Here is a 16,882-nt window from a genome sequence, read left to right as displayed (position 1 = left end):
CCCGATGGAGTTTGTGATTTAAGACCGGTCAGTTGTGCAATAAAACCACAAAACCATCGGATTCCCGCTCAGTTCTACACCGCCACTTTAGCCATTACAAGCGCACCATCCCTCACATATAGCACCAGCAGGCTCAGTAAAAAATCACGACTGAATTTTAATTACATAAATATCATGATGTTAAATACACACTCACAACCAACACTTCACATCACACAAAACTTTATGAATTTATAAATATTGTGAAGTTAGCAGCATATTTCCGCAAAGGAATGTGGTGATATAGTGTCGTCTTCATTTTTAAGGACAAAGAGAGCGATGAGTCAGCCAGAATTTGAAAAAGAGCTTCCCAACGGCATCGGCCTGGCACCGTTTTTGCGCATGAAGCAGGAAGGGATGACCGACAACGAAAGTCGCATTGTTGACTGGCTGTTGAAGCCGGGTAATTTGAGCGATGCCCCGGCCATTAAAGATGTGGCAGAAGCGCTCGCCGTTTCCGAAGCAATGATAGTGAAAGTGGCTAAGCTGTTGGGATTCAGTGGTTTTCGTAATCTTCGCAGCGCGCTGGTGGACTATTTTTCCCAGTCCGAGCAGGTGCTGCCCGCTGAACTCTCCTTTGATGAAGCGCCACAGGATGTGGTGAACAAAGTCTTCAACATCACGCTGCGCACCATCATGGAAGGCCAGTCGATTGTGAACGTGGATGAAATCCACCGCGCGGCGAGATTTTTCGCTCAGGCCAACCAGCGCGATCTGTACGGCGTCGGCGGCTCGAACGCCATCTGCGCGGATATCCAGCATAAGTTTCTGCGCATCGGGGTGCGCTGTCAGTCGTATCAGGACGCGCACATCATGATGATGTCCGCCTCGCTGTTAAAAGAGGGCGACGTGGTGCTGGTGGTGTCGCATTCCGGACGCACCAGCGATGTGAAAGCCGCCGTGGAACTGGCTAAAAAGAACGGCGCGAAAATTATCTGTATTACCCATAGCTATCATTCACCGATTGCTAAACTGGCTGATTATATTATTTGCTCGCCAGCACCAGAGACCCCTTTATTAGGGCGAAACGCCTCCGCGCGTATATTACAATTAACATTATTAGATGCTTTATTTGTTTCCGTTGCTCAACAAAATATTGAACAAGCCACACTGAATATGCAAAAAACCGGCGCTATTGTGGATTTCTTTTCCCCAGGCGCGCTGAAATAATCATAAAACAAGTTAATCCCACTGCGGTGGGATTAACATAACGTACCCTACATTGAGAACACTGCTATGAATAAATATCTGAAATATTTCAGCGGCGCCGCTATGGGCTTAATGTTGTCCACCAGCGCGTTTGCCGCGGCAGAATATGCCGTGGTATTAAAAACGTTGTCTAATCCGTTTTGGGTGGACATGAAAAAAGGGATTGAAGACGAAGCGAAAACGCTGGGCGTCACCGTCGATATTTTTGCCTCCCCTTCCGAGGGCGATTTTCAGTCTCAGCTGCAGCTCTTCGAAGACCTGAGTAATAAGAAATACAAAGGTATCGCTTTTGCTCCGCTCTCTTCCGTTAACCTCGTGATGCCGGTCTCTCGCGCCTGGCAGAAAGGCATCTACCTGGTAAACCTCGATGAAAAAATCGACATGGATAACCTGAAAAAAGCGGGCGGAAACGTGGAAGCTTTCGTCACCACCGATAACGTGGCGGTAGGGGCAAAAGGGGCTGATTTCATTATCGAAAAACTCGGCGCCGAAGGCGGTGACGTGGCGATTATTGAAGGTAAAGCGGGTAACGCCTCCGGTGAAGCACGCCGCAACGGCGCAACAGAAGCATTCAAAAAAGCCAGCCAGATCAAACTGGTTGCCAGCCAGCCTGCCGACTGGGACCGTATCAAAGCCCTGGATGTTGCCACCAACGTCCTGCAGCGCAACCCGAATCTGAAAGCCTTCTACTGCGCCAACGATACCATGGCGATGGGCGTGGCTCAGGCCGTGGCTAACGCGGGCAAGACCGGCAAAATCCTGGTCGTGGGCACGGATGGTATTCCGGAAGCCCGCAAGATGGTGGATGGTGGCCTGATGACCGCCACCGTGGCGCAGAACCCGGCGGATATCGGCGCGACGGGGCTGAAACTGATGGTCGACGCCGCGAAAACCGGCAAGGTGATCCCGCTGGAAAAAGCCCCGGAATTTAAGCTGGTGGATTCGATTCTGGTGACGAAGTAATCCGTAAAAATGCCTGATGGCGCTGCGCTTATCAGGCCTACAGGACTCACCCCGGCCCTCTCCCCAAAGGGGCGAGGGGGAAAAGACGGCTCCGTGCGGTCCCCTCTCCCCTTTGGGGAGAGGGTTAGGGTGAGGGGAAATACGCACACCGATGCCACCACCTACAAATGATTGAGGCCCGTAATGCACACGCCCACTATTTCAATGGCGGGGATCGGCAAATCTTTTGGTCCGGTTCACGCATTAAAGTCCGTTGATTTAACGATATTCCCTTACGAAATTCATGCGTTATTAGGGGAAAACGGTGCCGGTAAATCCACGTTAATGAAAGTGCTGTCGGGAATACATGCGCCGACCAAAGGCACGATCACGATTAAAGGCTCACAGTATGACAAACTCGATCACAAACAGGCGGCACAATTAGGCATCGGCATTATTTATCAGGAACTCAGCGTTATTGATGAATTAACGGTGCTGGAGAATTTATATATTGGTCGTCATCTGACGAAAAAAGTCTGTGGTATGACGGTAATCGACTGGAAAGAGATGCGACTTCGCGGCGCGATGATGTTATTGCGCATCGGTTTAAAAGTCGATTTAGATGAGAAAGTGGCGAATTTATCGATCAGCCATAAGCAGATGCTGGAAATTGCTAAAACTCTGATGCTCGACGCCAAAGTGATCATCATGGATGAACCGACCTCCTCGCTCACCAATAAAGAGGTCGATTATCTGTTTCTGATCATGAACCAGCTGCGCAAAGAAGGTACCGCGATTGTCTACATCTCTCACAAACTCGCCGAAATTCGCCGGATTTGCGATCGCTACACGGTGATGAAAGACGGCAGTAGCGTCTGCAGCGGCCTGGTCAGTGAAGTGACCAACGACGATATCGTGCGGCTGATGGTGGGCCGCGAGCTGCAAAACCGCTTTAACGCCATGAAAGAGAGCACCGGCAACGTCGAGCGCGACACCGTGTTTGAGGTGAAAAACATCACCAGCCGCGACAAGAAAAAAGTGCGCGATATCTCCTTCAGCGTGAGCCGCGGCGAAATCCTCGGCTTTGCCGGGCTGGTAGGCTCCGGGCGCACGGAGCTGATGGACTGCCTGTTCGGGATCGACAAGCGCTCGGGCGGTGAAATCCACCTCAACGGGAAAGAGATCTCGCCGCGCTCCCCGCTCGACGCGCTGAAAAAAGGGATGGCCTACATCACCGAAAGCCGCCGCGAAAATGGCTTTTTCCCCAACTTCTCCATCGCGCAAAACATGGCGATTAGCCACAGCCTGAAGCGCGGCGGTTACAAAGGCGCGATGGGGCTTTTTCGCGAAAGCGAAGAGCGCAAGATTGCCGAGACCCAGCGTCAGCTGCTGGCACTGAAATGCCACTCCGTCGAGCAAAACATCACCGAGCTCTCCGGCGGCAATCAGCAGAAAGTCCTGATATCCAAATGGCTGTGCTGCCACCCGGAAGTGATCATTTTTGACGAGCCCACCCGCGGCATCGACGTGGGCGCAAAGGCCGAAATCTACAAAGTGATGCGCCAGTTGGCTGACGACGGCAAGGTCATCCTGATGGTGTCATCCGAGCTTCCCGAAATTATCGCCGTCTGCGACCGCATCGCCGTGTTCTGCGAAGGACGACTGACGCAAATCCTGACCAATCGCGACAACATGAGCGAAGAGGAGATTATGGCATGGGCATTACCACAAGAGTGAAAGGCGAGCCGGGAGAGAAAAAACCGTTCAATTTCGCCCTGTTCTGGGACAAATACGGCACCTTCTTTATCCTGGCGATTATTGTCGCCATCTTCGGCACGATGTCTCCGGAGTATTTCTTAAACACCAACAACATCACGCAGATTTTCGTGCAAAGCTCGGTGACGGTACTGATCGGGATGGGTGAATTCTTCGCCATTCTGGTGGCGGGCATCGACCTGTCGGTCGGCGCAATCCTGGCGCTGTCGGGCATGGTGACAGCCAAACTGATGCTGGCAGGCGTGGATCCCTTTACGGCAGCCCTGATTGGCGGGGTGCTGGTCGGTGGCGCGCTGGGGGCGATTAACGGCTGTCTGGTCAACTGGACCGGGCTACACCCGTTCATTATCACCCTCGGCACCAACGCCATTTTCCGCGGTATCACGCTGGTGATTTCCGACGCCAACTCGGTCTACGGCTTCTCCTTTGAGTTCGTGAACTTCTTTGCCGCGAACGTGGTGGGCATTCCGGTCCCGGTGATTTTCTCGCTCATTGTGGCGCTGATCCTCTGGTTCCTGACCACCCGAATGCGGCTCGGGCGCAACATCTATGCGCTGGGCGGGAACAAGAATTCCGCCTTCTATTCCGGCATCGACGTCAAGTTTCACATTCTGGTGGTGTTCATTATCTCCGGCGTCTGCGCGGGGCTGGCGGGCGTGGTCTCCACCGCCCGTCTGGGCGCTGCGGAGCCCCTCGCCGGGATGGGGTTTGAAACCTACGCCATCGCCAGCGCCATCATTGGCGGCACCAGTTTCTTTGGTGGTAAAGGGCGCATTTTCTCGGTGGTAATTGGCGGCCTGATCATCGGCACCATCAACAACGGGCTGAATATTCTGCAAGTACAAACCTATTACCAGCTGGTGGTGATGGGCGGGTTGATCATCGCTGCCGTCGCGCTTGACCGGTTAATTAGCAAGTAAGGAATCTGACATGAAAATTTCTCCTTCTCTGATGTGCATGGACCTCGCCAGGTTCCAGGAACAAATCGCCTTTATTGACCAGCACGCCGACTATTTCCATATCGACATCATGGACGGCCATTTTGTCCCGAACCTGACGCTGTCGCCGTTTTTTGTCGGTCAGGTGAAAAAGCTCGCGAGCAAACCGCTGGACTGCCACCTGATGGTGACGCGTCCGCAGGATTACATCGGTGATTTGGCGCGTGCCGGGGCGGATTACATCACCCTGCACCCCGAGACGATCAACGGCCAGGCGTTCCGTCTGATCGAAGAGATACGCCGCCACGGCATGAAGGTCGGGCTGATCCTCAACCCGGAAACGCCGGTGGACGCCATGAAATACTATATTCATAAGGCGGACAAAATCACGGTGATGACCGTCGACCCGGGCTTTGCCGGACAGCCCTTTATCCCGGAGATGCTCGATAAAATCGCCGAGCTGAAAAGCTGGCGCGAGCGTGAAGGCCTCAGTTTTGAGATTGAAATCGACGGGTCCTGCAACCAGGGAACCTATCGAGAGCTGATGGCGGCGGGCGCGGATGTGTTTATTGTCGGCACCTCTGGACTGTTCAATCATGCGGATAATATTGGCGACGCCTGGCAGCTGATGAGCGAGCAAATTCTGGCGGCCCGAAACGAGGTAATGCCTCATGCAAAATCGGCGTAACGTGGTGGCAGGCGTGGATATGGGGGCAACGCATATCCGTTTTTGCCTGCAGTCGGAGGATGGCGAGGTGCTGCACTGCGAAAAACAGCGCACCGCGGAGGTCATTCGTCATGGCGTGGTGTGCGGCGTGGCCGCGATGATCCAGGCGCAGGTCGACCACTTTCAGGCCCGCTGCTGCGGGCTGGTGATGGGCTTTCCGGCGCTGGTCGGCAAAGACAAACGCACCATCATCTCGACCCCCAATCTGCCGCTGCAGACGACAGAGCTGCACGATCTGGCAGGTAAACTGGAAGATGCACTCGGCTGTCCGGTGGAATTTTCCCGCGACGTCAATTTACAGCTCTCCTTCGACGTGGCGCAAAACGATCTTGTGAATCAGCAGGTTCTGGCTGCCTATCTGGGAACGGGCATGGGCTTTGCCATCTGGCTGAACGGTGCGCCCTGGACTGGCGCGCACGGTGTGGCGGGCGAACTGGGTCATATTCCGCAGGGCGACAGGTCACTGCGCTGCGGATGCGGGAATTCGGGATGTCTGGAGACCGTCTGCTCCGGGATTGCCCTGGCGAACTGGTATCAGCAGCAGCCGCGGGAATACGCGCTGGGCGATATTTTTACCGAAGCCGCAGACGAACCTTTTGTCCAGGCGCTTCTCGACCATGCCGCGCGCGCCATCGCCACCAGCGTGAATCTGTTCGATCCCGATGCGGTCATTCTTGGCGGTGGAGTGATGGATATGCCTGGATTCCCGCAGGAGTCGCTGATCGAAAAAATTAAGCAGCACCTGCGCCGACCGTTGCCGTATCAGGCGGTCCGCTTTATCGCGGCCTCCTCCTCTGCCTTTAACGGCGCACAGGGCGCAGCCACACTGGCCCGCAGCCGCTTTACCCCGACACCTTCCGCAGCGCCTGCGCCAGTTGCGCTCGGGTGAAGGGTTTTCGCAGCAGATACGGAGGATCCTCAAATGCGAAAGCGTGCGGGATCTTCCATCATCTGGCTGGCTTTCGTTTTACTTTCAGCAACCAAAACGATCCCATGGCATTTTTGATCGGGAGAGAGGCTCCAGATGCGCTCTTCAGGAATGCAGCCGCCATCGTATACCACCTTGCTGCCGTCATAAGGCCAGAATGCGCTTTGTTCAGTGTCCAGCACGAAGACAACGATGTGGTCAGACTCGCGGGCAATCTTTTGCCAGAGCATTTTCCCGCCGTCGTATTGTTCAAAATCACTGACCAGCGTGATGCCGCATTGCAGAATCAAGGCCTCGTACAAGCGTGTCGCCAGCCCTTTATCTCGCTCGCCGGGGGCCACGCAGATACCCTCAACCTGGACCAGGTTTGCATCTTCCCAGCAGCGCTCGACGGCGACAATATCCTTACCTAACTGCGCTTTGCGCTGCAGATCGAGTGCTGCAACCACCCGATGTCGAGGTACGCCATCAAAGGTTTCAATATCGGCTTCAATGATTGCCGCGCGGGGTGTCTGGCTGTCATAAATCACATGCAGCACGCGCCCGGAAAGCTCAAACTCTTCAACCAGTTGAAATGAACGGGCCACGGTCATCGGGCTATAAGTTGTAGGCATCACAATCATCTGTGAGTCCCCTCTTGTCAGTACCGGCATAATTCCCTTTATATCCCACTCCGCTAAATTTTGCTCAGATTAGCACCGCTTTGTTTGCCGATACGATTGATGAAATCCTAAAAACGTTACCCCGACACCTTCCGCAGCGCCTGTGCCAGCTGCGCTCGGGTGAAGGGTTTTCGCAGTAGCTCCACGTCGGGCAGCTGCGGGTTGTGGGTCGGACGTAAATCCTGGCCGCTGACCAGCAGCACCGGGAGATGCGGGAAATGGGTGCGGACGTGGTGGATCACCTCCGCGCCGCTCATTGTGCCGGGCAGCATCAGGTCGCTGATAAAGAGTTCGATATCAGATGACGCCTCCAGCATCGCCAGCGCCTGTTCGCCGGTTTCGGCCTCCAGCGTCAGGTAGCCGAGCTGATGCAGCTGTTCGCACAGGGTCTGGCGCACGTCGGTTTCATCTTCGAGAACTAGCACCAGCCGATCGCTCTGTTCGGTTTCTGCTGTTGCGGGCATTTCATCGCCTGAGACCACCGCCTGCGCGGAGCGCGGGAGCTGGAGGCGTACGGTGGTGCCCTGCCCCGGCGCGCTTTCGATTTCAACCCGCCCGCCGGACTGGCGCACAAACCCATACACCATCGACAAGCCCAACCCGCTGCCGCTGCCCGTCTGTTTGGTGGTGAAGAAGGGTTCGAACACCTGAGATTTCACCTCCTGCGACATCCCGCATCCATGGTCGATCACCTCCAGCGCGACCATATCCTGCCTGCGCCCGTCGCTGCGGGTCACGCGTTGGTTCCAGGTCCGAATGCGGATCACGCCGCTCTGCCCCTCCATCGCGTCGCGGGCGTTCATCACCAGGTTAATAATCGCGTTTTCCAGCTGGCTGACGTCAATCCACGCGGGCCACGCCGGGTGTTGCGCTTCAATATCCAGCGTCAGAGTGGCGGGCAGCGAGTGATGCATCAGCTCGCCGAGGTTTTCCAGCAGGGGTTTCATCTCCACCGCGTGCGGGTGCAGGGACTGTTTGCGCGAGAAAGCCAGCAGGCGCTGGGTCAGGAGCGCGCCGCGCTCGGCGGCTTTCAGCGCGCGGGTGATGCGCGGCGCATCGGGCGACTCGGGATCGACCAGCTCCAGGCTGCCGATGATCACCGCCAGCAGGTTGTTAAAATCATGCGCCAGCCCACCCGTCAGTTGCCCGACGGCTTTCATTTTTTGACTGTGCAGCAGCGCCTCCTCCAGCCCCACGCGCTCGAGACGGTCGATCTCCATCTGGGTGGTTTTCTCTTTCAGCAGCCGGGTGGTGTGCTCCAGCGACGCGGTGTTGCGGGCAAAAACGTTGAACGCGCGCGCCAGCTCGCCCAGCTCGTCCCGACGCTGGAGCGCGGGCACCGACACATCCGGTTCGCCGTGGGCCAGACGCGACATCGCCCGGGAAATCGCCGTCAGGTTGGAGCCTAAGTTGCGGTAGATGTACCAGCACGCACAGCCGGTAATGATTAGCGCCAGCACGGCGAAGACGCTGATAAAGACGCTGATGGAGCGCAGCTCTTTGTGGCTTTGCGCGGTACGCAGCTCGGACGCCTGCGCCACCTGCGCCACATACTGATTGATATCGCTGTTTAAAATCGCCACCAGCGCTTTGATGTGGAACATGTACCAGCTGATGGCGAGATCGCTCTCTTCAAGCTGCCTGGAGAGGGGAGCGAGCTTGCTCAGCTCGGCATTGAAATCCGGCAGGACAAAGTCGATCACCGGCTGGCGGGCAGTCTGCGGCAGCGTGGTCGTGACCGTATTCAGCTGCTGAATGGTGGCCCGCGGAGACGGGGTTTCAATCGCCGCCATAATCAGCCGGTCCATTTCCGCCAGCTGTCGCGCGTCCGGCACGTTATCGCCGAAGCGACGGTTGATGTCCTGCAAATGGCGCAAAAAACTTTGGCTTTGATAGAGCGAACTGAGCAGCGCGTTGCGCTCGAGATGCCGCCGCTGGCCGCGCTCCAGCATCCCGGTGACGCTCTGCTGTAATTCATTACTCCGACGAATGATTCGTGCCACCAGCGCCGGTTCTTCCTGCGCCAGCGGTGCGTCGGCGAGCTGTTCCAGCGAATGGCGCAGCGCCGTCTGGGTCTGCTTCAGCCTGTCGGCCTCGCTTTTGTATTCCAGCGCCCCCACTACCTGCGAAAGACGCACCGCCGCCGTGGCCACGTTGGCGGTATCGCGCGCCAGATTCATGCTGCCGGTCATGTCATTCAGGGTCTGCTGCTGGACCTGCTCCTGAATCTGGCTGGCATGACGAAAGCCGAGTACCGCCACGCCGCTGACCATCAGCGTCACCGCCACCACCAGCAGATTGAAGATCAGCAGACGGCCACGGGCGCTGGCGAAAAAGGGGGGGCGGCGTGATGGCATAGTTGTTGGCTCCGGTGTGGTGCGGTCTGATGCCCTCACCCTAACCCTCTCCCACAGGGAGAGGGAACTCGTATCCCCCTCTCCCTGTGGGAGAGGGCTGGGGTGAGGGGGAAAATGTGACATCAGTTAACTATTCATAACTATGACAAATATGAACGGCTTCTGACATTTTGCATTTACGAACCTGTGATGGACTGCTGATATCGACCTTCACAGGAGATCCGCCATGAGCAGGACCCCGGTATTAGAGATGCGCAACATTGCCAAAACCTTTGGCAACTTCCACGCGCTCAAGGGTGTGGATCTGACGGTCTGGCCCGGCGAGATCCACGCGTTAATGGGCGAAAACGGCGCAGGCAAAAGCACCCTCATGAAAATACTCGCGGGGGCGTATACCGCCACCAGCGGTGAGATCCTGATCGACGGCCAGCCGTATCACATCAAAGGCCCGAAAGACGCCCTGGCCGCAGGCATTACCCTGATTTATCAGGAGATGCAGCTCGCGCCGAACCTCACGGTGGCGGAAAATATTTTCCTCGGCAGCGAGCTGTCGCGCGCCGGGCTGGTGCAGCGCAAAGAGATGGCCGCGCAGGCCCAGACGGTAATTGACCGCCTCGGCGCCCATTTCAAAGCCACGGATTTAGTGATGAAACTGACCATCGCCGAGCAGCAGCAGGTGGAAATCGCCCGCGCGCTGCACCGCAACAGCCGCGTGCTGGTGATGGACGAACCCACCGCCGCTCTCTCCTCGCGCGAAACTCACCGCCTGTTTGAACTGATTCTGCGCCTGCGCGATGAGGGGATGGCGATTATCTACATCAGCCACCGCATGGCGGAGGTGTACGAGCTCTCCGACCGTGTCAGCGTCCTGCGCGACGGGCAGTACGTCGGCAGCCTGACCCGCGACAAACTCAACGCCTCCGAGTTGGTCAGGATGATGGTTGGCCGCCCCTTAAGCGACCTGTTTAACAAAGAGCGCGATATCCCCCTCGGCAGCGCACGCCTTAACGTTCATCACCTGACGGACGGCAAAAAAGTGCAGCCGTGCAGCCTGCAGGTGCGCTCCGGGGAGATCGTCGGTCTCGCCGGGCTGGTCGGGGCCGGACGTTCGGAGCTGGCGCAGCTGATCTTCGGCGTGCGCAAAGCGACGGGCGGCATGATTGAAGTCGACGGCGAGCCGGTGGTGATCCACTCCCCGCGCGCCGCCATCGACCACGGCATCGGGTTTTTAACCGAGAACCGCAAAGAACAGGGGCTGTTTCTGGAGCTGGCGGCGCAGGAGAACATCACCATGGCGACGCTGGAGCGCGATTCCACCTGGGGCATGCTCGACCGCAAAAAAGCCCAGTCGATCTCCGATGACGCCATCGCCCTGCTCAACATTCGCGTCCCGCACTCCCAGGTGCGCGCAGGTGGCTTGTCCGGCGGCAATCAGCAAAAGCTGCTGATCTCCCGCTGGGTGGCGATTGGCCCGCGCATTCTGATCCTCGATGAGCCGACGCGTGGCGTGGACGTCGGGGCAAAAAGCGAGATCTACCGGATCATGAACCAGATGGCACGCAAGGGCGTGGCGATCCTGATGATCTCCAGCGAACTGCCGGAGGTGGTCGGCATGAGCGACCGGGTCTACGTGATGCGCGAAGGGAGTATTGCCGGGGAGCTGCTCGGCGAAAGCATCACTCAGGAAAATATTATGACGCTGGCAACCGGCGTCAACGACACTCATCAGGCGGTGAACTCATGACACATTCAACTAACCCGCAGCAGGTGGCGAAATCCGCCTCCGCCAAAAAAATGCTGATGAGCGATCTGATGCAAACGGTCGGGATTTTGCCGATTCTGATCCTGATCGTGGCGGTGTTTGGCTTTATCGCGCCGAACTTCTTCACCGAAAGCAATCTGCTCAACATCACCCGTCAGGCGTCGATCAACATCGTGCTGGCCGCCGGGATGACTTTCATCATTTTGACCGGCGGGATCGACCTGTCGGTGGGGTCGATTCTCGGCACCACGGCGGTGGCGGCGATGGTGGTCTCCCTTATTCCCGAACTGGCGATGCTGTCGATCCCGGCGGCGCTGATGCTCGGCATGGTGCTGGGACTGTTCAACGGCGCGCTGGTGGCCTTTGCCGGACTGCCGCCGTTCATTGTCACCCTCGGCACCTACACGGCCCTGCGCGGCGCGGCCTATCTGCTGGCCGACGGCACCACGGTCATCAACTCGAATATCAATTTTGAATGGATCGGCAATAACTATCTCGGCCCGATCCCGTGGCTGGTGGTGATCGCCCTGGCGGTGATTGTGGTGTGCTGGTTCATTCTGCGCCGCACCACCCTTGGCGTTCATATCTACGCGGTGGGCGGCAACATGCAGGCCGCGCGTCTCACCGGGATCAAAGTCTGGCTGGTGCTGCTGTTTGTCTACGGCATGAGCGGCCTGCTGTCGGGCCTCGGCGGGGTGATGAGCGCATCCAGGCTGTACAGCGCTAACGGCAACTTAGGCACCGGCTATGAGCTGGACGCCATCGCGGCGGTGATCCTCGGCGGGACCAGTTTCGTCGGCGGGATCGGCACGATCACCGGCACGCTGGTCGGCGCGCTGATCATCGCCACCCTGAACAACGGCATGACGTTGATGGGCGTGTCCTACTTCTGGCAACTGGTGATCAAAGGGGCGGTGATCATCATTGCGGTGCTGATCGACAAATACCGTACCCGACACCATCAAAGTGCATAACAACAACACCCTACGATAATGAGGAAAACAGCATGAGATTGAAGCCACTGGTTACCGCGCTCTGTGCTGGCGCACTGCTTGCCGCAGCCCCGTTTGCGCAGGCGAAAGATCTGAAATCCATCGGCGTGACGGTGGGCGATCTCGCCAACCCGTTCTTCGTGCAGATCACCAAAGGGGCGGAGCTGGAAGCCCGCAAACTGGCGGGGGATAACGTCAAGGTGACGCTAGTCTCCAGCGGCTACGATCTGGGCCAGCAGGTTTCTCAGATTGATAATTTTATCGCCGCGAAGGTCGATATGATAATTCTTAACGCCGCCGACTCGAAAGGGATCGGCCCGGCGGTGAAGCGCGCGAAAGAGGCGGGGATCGTGGTGGTGGCAGTTGACGTGGCGGCCGAAGGGGCCGATGCGACCATCACCTCCGATAACACCCAGGCGGGCGAAATGGCCTGTAAATACATCACCGACCGCCTGAAAGGCAAAGGCAACGTAGTGATCATCAACGGACCGCCGGTCTCCGCGGTGCAAAACCGTGTCGAAGGCTGTCAGACCGAGTTCAAGCGCCACCCGGATATCAAAGTGCTGTCGGATAACCAGAACGCCAAAGGCAGTCGCGAAGGCGGGCTGGAGGTCATGACCGCCCTGCTGGCGGCCAATCCGAAGATCGACGGCGTGTTCGCCATTAACGATCCAACGGCGATCGGTGCCGATCTGGCAGCGAAACAGGCCCAGCGCAGCGAGTTCTTCATCGTCGGCGTGGACGGCAGCCCGGACGGCGAAGAGGCACTGAAGCGCGAGAACTCCCTGTTTGTGGCAACGCCAGCGCAGGATCCGCAGGTGATGGCGGCCAAAGCGGTGGAGATCGGGTATGACATTCTGCAGGGCAAACCTGCGCCGAAAGAGCCTGTGCTGATCCCGGTGACGATGATCGATAAGAAGAGTGTCGGGACGTATAAGGGGTGGACGGTTAAGTAATATTTGTGCGGTTTGATGCCCTCACCCTAACCCTCTCCCACAGGGAGAGGGAACTTTTTTCTCCCTCTCCCCTGGGGAGAGGGCCGGGGTGAGGGGCCCAGCGCGCACCTAAAAAGGAGTTCCCATGAAACGCTCCGACATCAACGAAATCCTCGGCCACACGCGGCAGTTCTTTTCGATGCATGACGTCCACCTGCCGCCGTTCGCCAGCTTTCCGCCGACCCAGTGGCGACAGCTCGACGCCTGCGCCTGGCGCGAAGTCTTCGACCTTAAACTCGGCTGGGACGTGACCGCTTTCGGCGGCAACAACTTTCTCGCGCAGGGACTCACCCTGTTCACCCTGCGCAACGGCTCGCCGAACGGCACGCCCTACGAAAAAACCTACGCGGAAAAAATCATGCACGTCCGCGACGGGCAGGTCACGCCGATGCATTTCCACTGGCGTAAACGCGAAGACATCATCAATCGCGGCGGCGGAAACCTGATTATCGAGCTGTGGAACGCGGGCGGGCATGAAGAGACGGAAAACACCGACGTCACGGTGGTGGTCGACGGCTGCATGCAGACCCACGCGCCCGGCAGCCAGCTGCGCCTGACGCCCGGGGAGAGCATCTGTCTCACGCCCGGTCTGTACCACAGTTTCTGGGGAGAGCGCGGGTTTGGCGATGTGCTGGTGGGCGAAGTGTCGTCGGTGAATGACGACGAACATGACAACCATTTTTTGCAGCCGCTCTCGCGCTACAACAACATCGAAGAAGACGAACCGGCGGTGCTGGTGCTCTGCAACGAGTACAGCCTGTTTCGAACTTAAGGAGTGAATGATGCCGCTAATTTCTCTCGCCGCCGGGCTGGAACACGCCCGTGAACATCGCTACGCCCTCGGCGCGTTTAACGTTCTCGACTCCCACTTTTTGCGCGCCCTGTTCGCCGCAGCAAAGCAGGAGCGCTCGCCGTTTATCATCAACATCGCCGAAGTGCATTTTAAATATTTGTCTCTCGATTCATTAGTCGAAGCGGTCCGGTTCGAGGCCGCGCGACACGATATTCCGGTGGTCCTCAATCTCGATCACGGCCTGCATTTTGAGGCGGTGGTGCGGGCGCTGCGCTTAGGTTTCAGCTCCGTGATGTTTGATGGCTCCACCCTCAGCTACGAAGAGAATATTCGCCAGACCCGGGAAGTGGTGAAGATGTGTCACGCCGTGGGCGTGTCGGTGGAAGCGGAGCTGGGCGCGGTCGGCGGTGACGAGGGCGGTGCGCTGTACGGTCACGCCGACGAAGCCTTTTTCACTGACCCGGCCCTGGCGCGCGAGTTCGTCGATCAAACCGGCATTGACGCCCTGGCCGTCGCCATCGGCAATGCCCACGGGAAGTACAAAGGCGAGCCGAAGCTCGATTTCGCCCGCCTTGACGCCATCCGCCAGCAAACCGGCCTGCCGCTGGTGCTGCACGGCGGGTCCGGGATCAGCGACGCCGATTTCCGCCGCGCCATTGAGCTCGGCATTCACAAAATCAATTTCTACACCGGGATGTCGCAGGCGGCGCTGGCCTCCGTCGAGCAGCGCATGACTCATCGTCAGCCGATCTACGACGAGTTTGCCGAGCTGCTGTTGGGCATCGAAGAGGCGATCACCGACACGGTGTCGGAACAGATGCGCATTTTCGGCAGCGCGGGGAAAGCCTGATGGAACGCCGGGGCGTTATCGCCGCAGGAAATATGCTCGTCGATCATGTGCATCAGATTGTGCAGTGGCCGGAGCGCGGCTGGCTGGCGGAGATTATTCACAGCGAGCGGGCCACCGGCGGTGCGCCGCTGAATGTGTTACTGACGCTGGCGAAAATGCACGTCGGCCTGCCGCTACAGGCGGTCGGGCTGATTGGCGACGACAGCGACGGAGACTACATTCTGGCGATGCTCGACCAGTACCACGTCAACCGCCAGCGGGTGCAGCGCACCACCTTTGCGCCGACGTCGATGTCGCAGGTGATGACCGACCCCAGCGGACAGCGCACCTTTTTCCACTCTCCGGCGGCCAACCGCCTGCTGGATCTCCCGGCGTTCGATCGGCTCGATCCGTCGATGAAGATTTTCCATCTCGGGTATCTGCTGCTGCTCGACAGCCTGGATCTGCCGGACGACGAGTTTGGCACCCGCAGCGCGCGCCTGCTCTCCCAGATGCGCGATCTGGGGTATGAAACCTCGCTGGATTTGGTGTCGCGCAAAGGCGACCCGCGCTATCAGCCGCTGGTGCTCCCTGCCCTGCGCTACGTGGATTATCTGGTGATTAACGAGCTGGAGGCCGGGGAGTTTAGCGGGCTGGAGATGCGCGACAGCAGCGATGCGCCGAACATTTTACATATCGCCGAAGCCGCGTCGCAGCTGCTGGCGGCGGGCGTGCGTCAGCGCGTGGTGATCCACTGCCCGGAAGGCGCGTGGGGCCAGATGCCGGGCGAGCAGGGCCAGTGGGTGCCGTCCCGTCAGCTGGAACAGGATGAGATTATCGGCAGTGTCGGCGCGGGCGATGCGTTTTGCGCCGGATTTTTATATGGCTGCCACGAGGCGTGGTCCCTGCCTGAGAGCATAGCCCTGGCGCACGCCTGCGCGCGGGCCAGCCTGCTGGCGGCCAATGCCATTGATGGGGCGAAAACGCTGGTCGAGCTGGAGGCGAACCTTTAAGCCGCTTTATCGTTATGAGAAACGTCTGCGGCAAAGACATACCCGAGGCCGCGAATGGTTTTGATCAGCAACGGCTGATGGGGGTTAATTTCGATTTTTCGCCGCAGGCGCATGATCAGCACGTCGATTGTACGATCAAACACCTCGGCGCTTTCGCTGTGGGTCAGCTCCAGCAGCTGTTCCCGGCTCAATACCCGCCGGGCGTTCTGAGCCAGCGCCAGCAGTAAACCGTACTCGCCCTGGGTGAGCGGAACGGTGGTCTGCTGCGGGGAGCTCAGCTCACAGCGGGTGGTGTCGAGCGTCCAGCCGTTAAAGCCTAAGCCCGACGCACGCGGGGCCGTCGGTTCCGCCGCCAGCACGCCGGTTCGACGCAAGACCGCTTTGACGCGGGCAACGACGACGCGCGGATTAAAGGGTTTGCCGATGTAATCATCCGCGCCCATCTCCAGACCGACCACCACGTCCGATTCACTCCCCAGCCCGGTAAGCATAATCACCGGCAGCTCAGGGCGCTGTTTTTGCAGCTGCTGCAAAACCTGCAAACCGTTGATATCCGGCAGCATCATATCGAGTAAGACCAGCGCAATGCCCGGCTCACGCTGGGCCAGCGCCAGCGCATCCCGCCCGGTATGGCAGACGTGCACCGTAAAGACGTGCTCGTTGAGCACATCCTGCAGCAGTTCGCAGACCGCCGTATCGTCATCAACCACCAGAATCGCCGGTTTCATCGCAGGGTTCCGTCAGGGGATTATGTTAAGTCTGACCTATTCTGCAATCGGCTCCAGCCAAATTCCTTTCGGCGTGACGGAATTTCAACCCATGTCACATCCGCTGCCCCTTCGACACGTCAATTTTGACGATTGCCTGCGTCTCGTCAGGGTTTTGACCAAACATCGGCCGTAAAGTCAGGGGATACCCAC

Annotated in this window: 15 protein-coding genes; 12 read left to right on the top strand and 3 right to left on the bottom strand. The window is 58.1% G+C overall.

Features of this window, described 5'->3' with window-relative positions; all coding sequences use genetic code 11:
- The first annotated feature begins 318 nt into the window (after positions 1-318).
- The 6 genes from U9O48_RS02120 to alsK all read left to right on the top strand — a co-directional run bounded on the left by U9O48_RS02120 (position 319) and on the right by alsK (position 6,520).
- Positions 319-1,209, top strand: a complete 891-nt coding sequence (locus U9O48_RS02120) for a MurR/RpiR family transcriptional regulator (protein WP_282494721.1) — start codon at positions 319-321, stop codon at positions 1,207-1,209.
- Positions 1,210-1,275: 66 nt separating this feature from the next.
- The gene (gene alsB / locus U9O48_RS02115; protein WP_285145617.1) at positions 1,276-2,211 is read left to right on the top strand and encodes a D-allose transporter substrate-binding protein; all 936 of its coding nucleotides are present in this window, start codon (positions 1,276-1,278) and stop codon (positions 2,209-2,211) included.
- A 183-nt stretch (positions 2,212-2,394) separates the two neighbouring features.
- Entirely contained in the window at positions 2,395-3,927 is a 1,533-nt protein-coding gene (gene alsA, locus U9O48_RS02110) for a D-allose ABC transporter ATP-binding protein AlsA (RefSeq protein ID WP_285150141.1), read from the top strand.
- The gene (gene alsC / locus U9O48_RS02105; RefSeq protein WP_285145615.1) at positions 3,906-4,886 is read left to right on the top strand and encodes a D-allose ABC transporter permease; all 981 of its coding nucleotides are present in this window, start codon (positions 3,906-3,908) and stop codon (positions 4,884-4,886) included. The genes alsA and alsC overlap by 22 nt, the downstream gene beginning before the upstream one ends.
- 10 nt (positions 4,887-4,896) lie before the next feature.
- On the top strand, positions 4,897-5,592 hold the full coding sequence (gene alsE, locus U9O48_RS02100) for a D-allulose 6-phosphate 3-epimerase (RefSeq protein WP_285145614.1): 696 nt from the start codon (positions 4,897-4,899) through the stop codon (positions 5,590-5,592).
- Positions 5,576-6,520 (top strand): allose kinase, encoded by a 945-nt coding sequence (gene alsK, locus U9O48_RS02095; RefSeq protein ID WP_285145613.1) that lies wholly within the window; start codon positions 5,576-5,578, stop codon positions 6,518-6,520. Before alsE ends, alsK begins: the two co-directional genes overlap by 17 nt.
- A gap of 29 nt (positions 6,521-6,549) precedes the next feature.
- Here the strand turns inward: alsK and U9O48_RS02090 are convergent, their stop codons facing one another.
- Together U9O48_RS02090 and U9O48_RS02085 are read right to left on the bottom strand one after the other, a co-directional pair.
- Positions 6,550-7,182 carry a GNAT family N-acetyltransferase gene (locus tag U9O48_RS02090; RefSeq protein ID WP_282494727.1) on the bottom strand — a complete coding sequence of 211 codons (633 nt, stop codon included), beginning with the start codon at positions 7,180-7,182 and terminating at the stop codon, positions 6,550-6,552.
- A 116-nt stretch (positions 7,183-7,298) separates the two neighbouring features.
- Positions 7,299-9,578, bottom strand: coding sequence for an ATP-binding protein (locus tag U9O48_RS02085; RefSeq protein WP_285150142.1), 2,280 nt, complete (start codon positions 9,576-9,578; stop codon positions 7,299-7,301).
- Positions 9,579-9,804: 226 nt separating this feature from the next.
- Between U9O48_RS02085 and U9O48_RS02080 the strand changes: the two genes are divergently transcribed.
- The 6 genes from U9O48_RS02080 (at position 9,805) to U9O48_RS02055 (ending at position 15,962) form a co-directional block, all read left to right on the top strand.
- Positions 9,805-11,322, top strand: a complete 1,518-nt coding sequence (locus U9O48_RS02080; RefSeq protein ID WP_285145611.1) for a sugar ABC transporter ATP-binding protein — start codon at positions 9,805-9,807, stop codon at positions 11,320-11,322.
- Complete coding sequence (locus tag U9O48_RS02075; RefSeq protein WP_282494730.1) at positions 11,319-12,314, top strand: ABC transporter permease subunit; 996 nt, start codon at positions 11,319-11,321, stop codon at positions 12,312-12,314. Before U9O48_RS02080 ends, U9O48_RS02075 begins: the two co-directional genes overlap by 4 nt.
- Before the next feature lie 32 nt (positions 12,315-12,346).
- On the top strand, positions 12,347-13,288 hold the full coding sequence (locus U9O48_RS02070) for an ABC transporter substrate-binding protein (RefSeq protein ID WP_100777973.1): 942 nt from the start codon (positions 12,347-12,349) through the stop codon (positions 13,286-13,288).
- A 124-nt stretch (positions 13,289-13,412) separates the two neighbouring features.
- On the top strand, positions 13,413-14,099 hold the full coding sequence (locus tag U9O48_RS02065) for a D-lyxose/D-mannose family sugar isomerase (protein WP_285150143.1): 687 nt from the start codon (positions 13,413-13,415) through the stop codon (positions 14,097-14,099).
- A 10-nt stretch (positions 14,100-14,109) separates the two neighbouring features.
- Positions 14,110-14,970, top strand: coding sequence for a ketose 1,6-bisphosphate aldolase (locus U9O48_RS02060; protein ID WP_282494732.1), 861 nt, complete (start codon positions 14,110-14,112; stop codon positions 14,968-14,970).
- A complete protein-coding gene (locus U9O48_RS02055) occupies positions 14,970-15,962 on the top strand; it encodes a carbohydrate kinase family protein (protein WP_285150144.1) in 993 nt (330 codons plus the stop codon). Before U9O48_RS02060 ends, U9O48_RS02055 begins: the two co-directional genes overlap by 1 nt.
- Here the strand turns inward: U9O48_RS02055 and U9O48_RS02050 are convergent.
- Complete coding sequence (locus U9O48_RS02050; protein ID WP_285145607.1) at positions 15,959-16,690, bottom strand: response regulator; 732 nt, start codon at positions 16,688-16,690, stop codon at positions 15,959-15,961. The genes U9O48_RS02055 and U9O48_RS02050 overlap by 4 nt on opposite strands.
- Positions 16,691-16,882 lie beyond the last annotated feature (192 nt).

Source organism: Lelliottia sp. JS-SCA-14, assembly GCF_035593345.1.
Lineage (GTDB): Bacteria > Pseudomonadota > Gammaproteobacteria > Enterobacterales > Enterobacteriaceae > Enterobacter > Enterobacter wanjuensis.
Note: the sequence above shows the minus strand (reverse complement) of the source record. Positions and strands in the feature narration are given on the sequence as shown.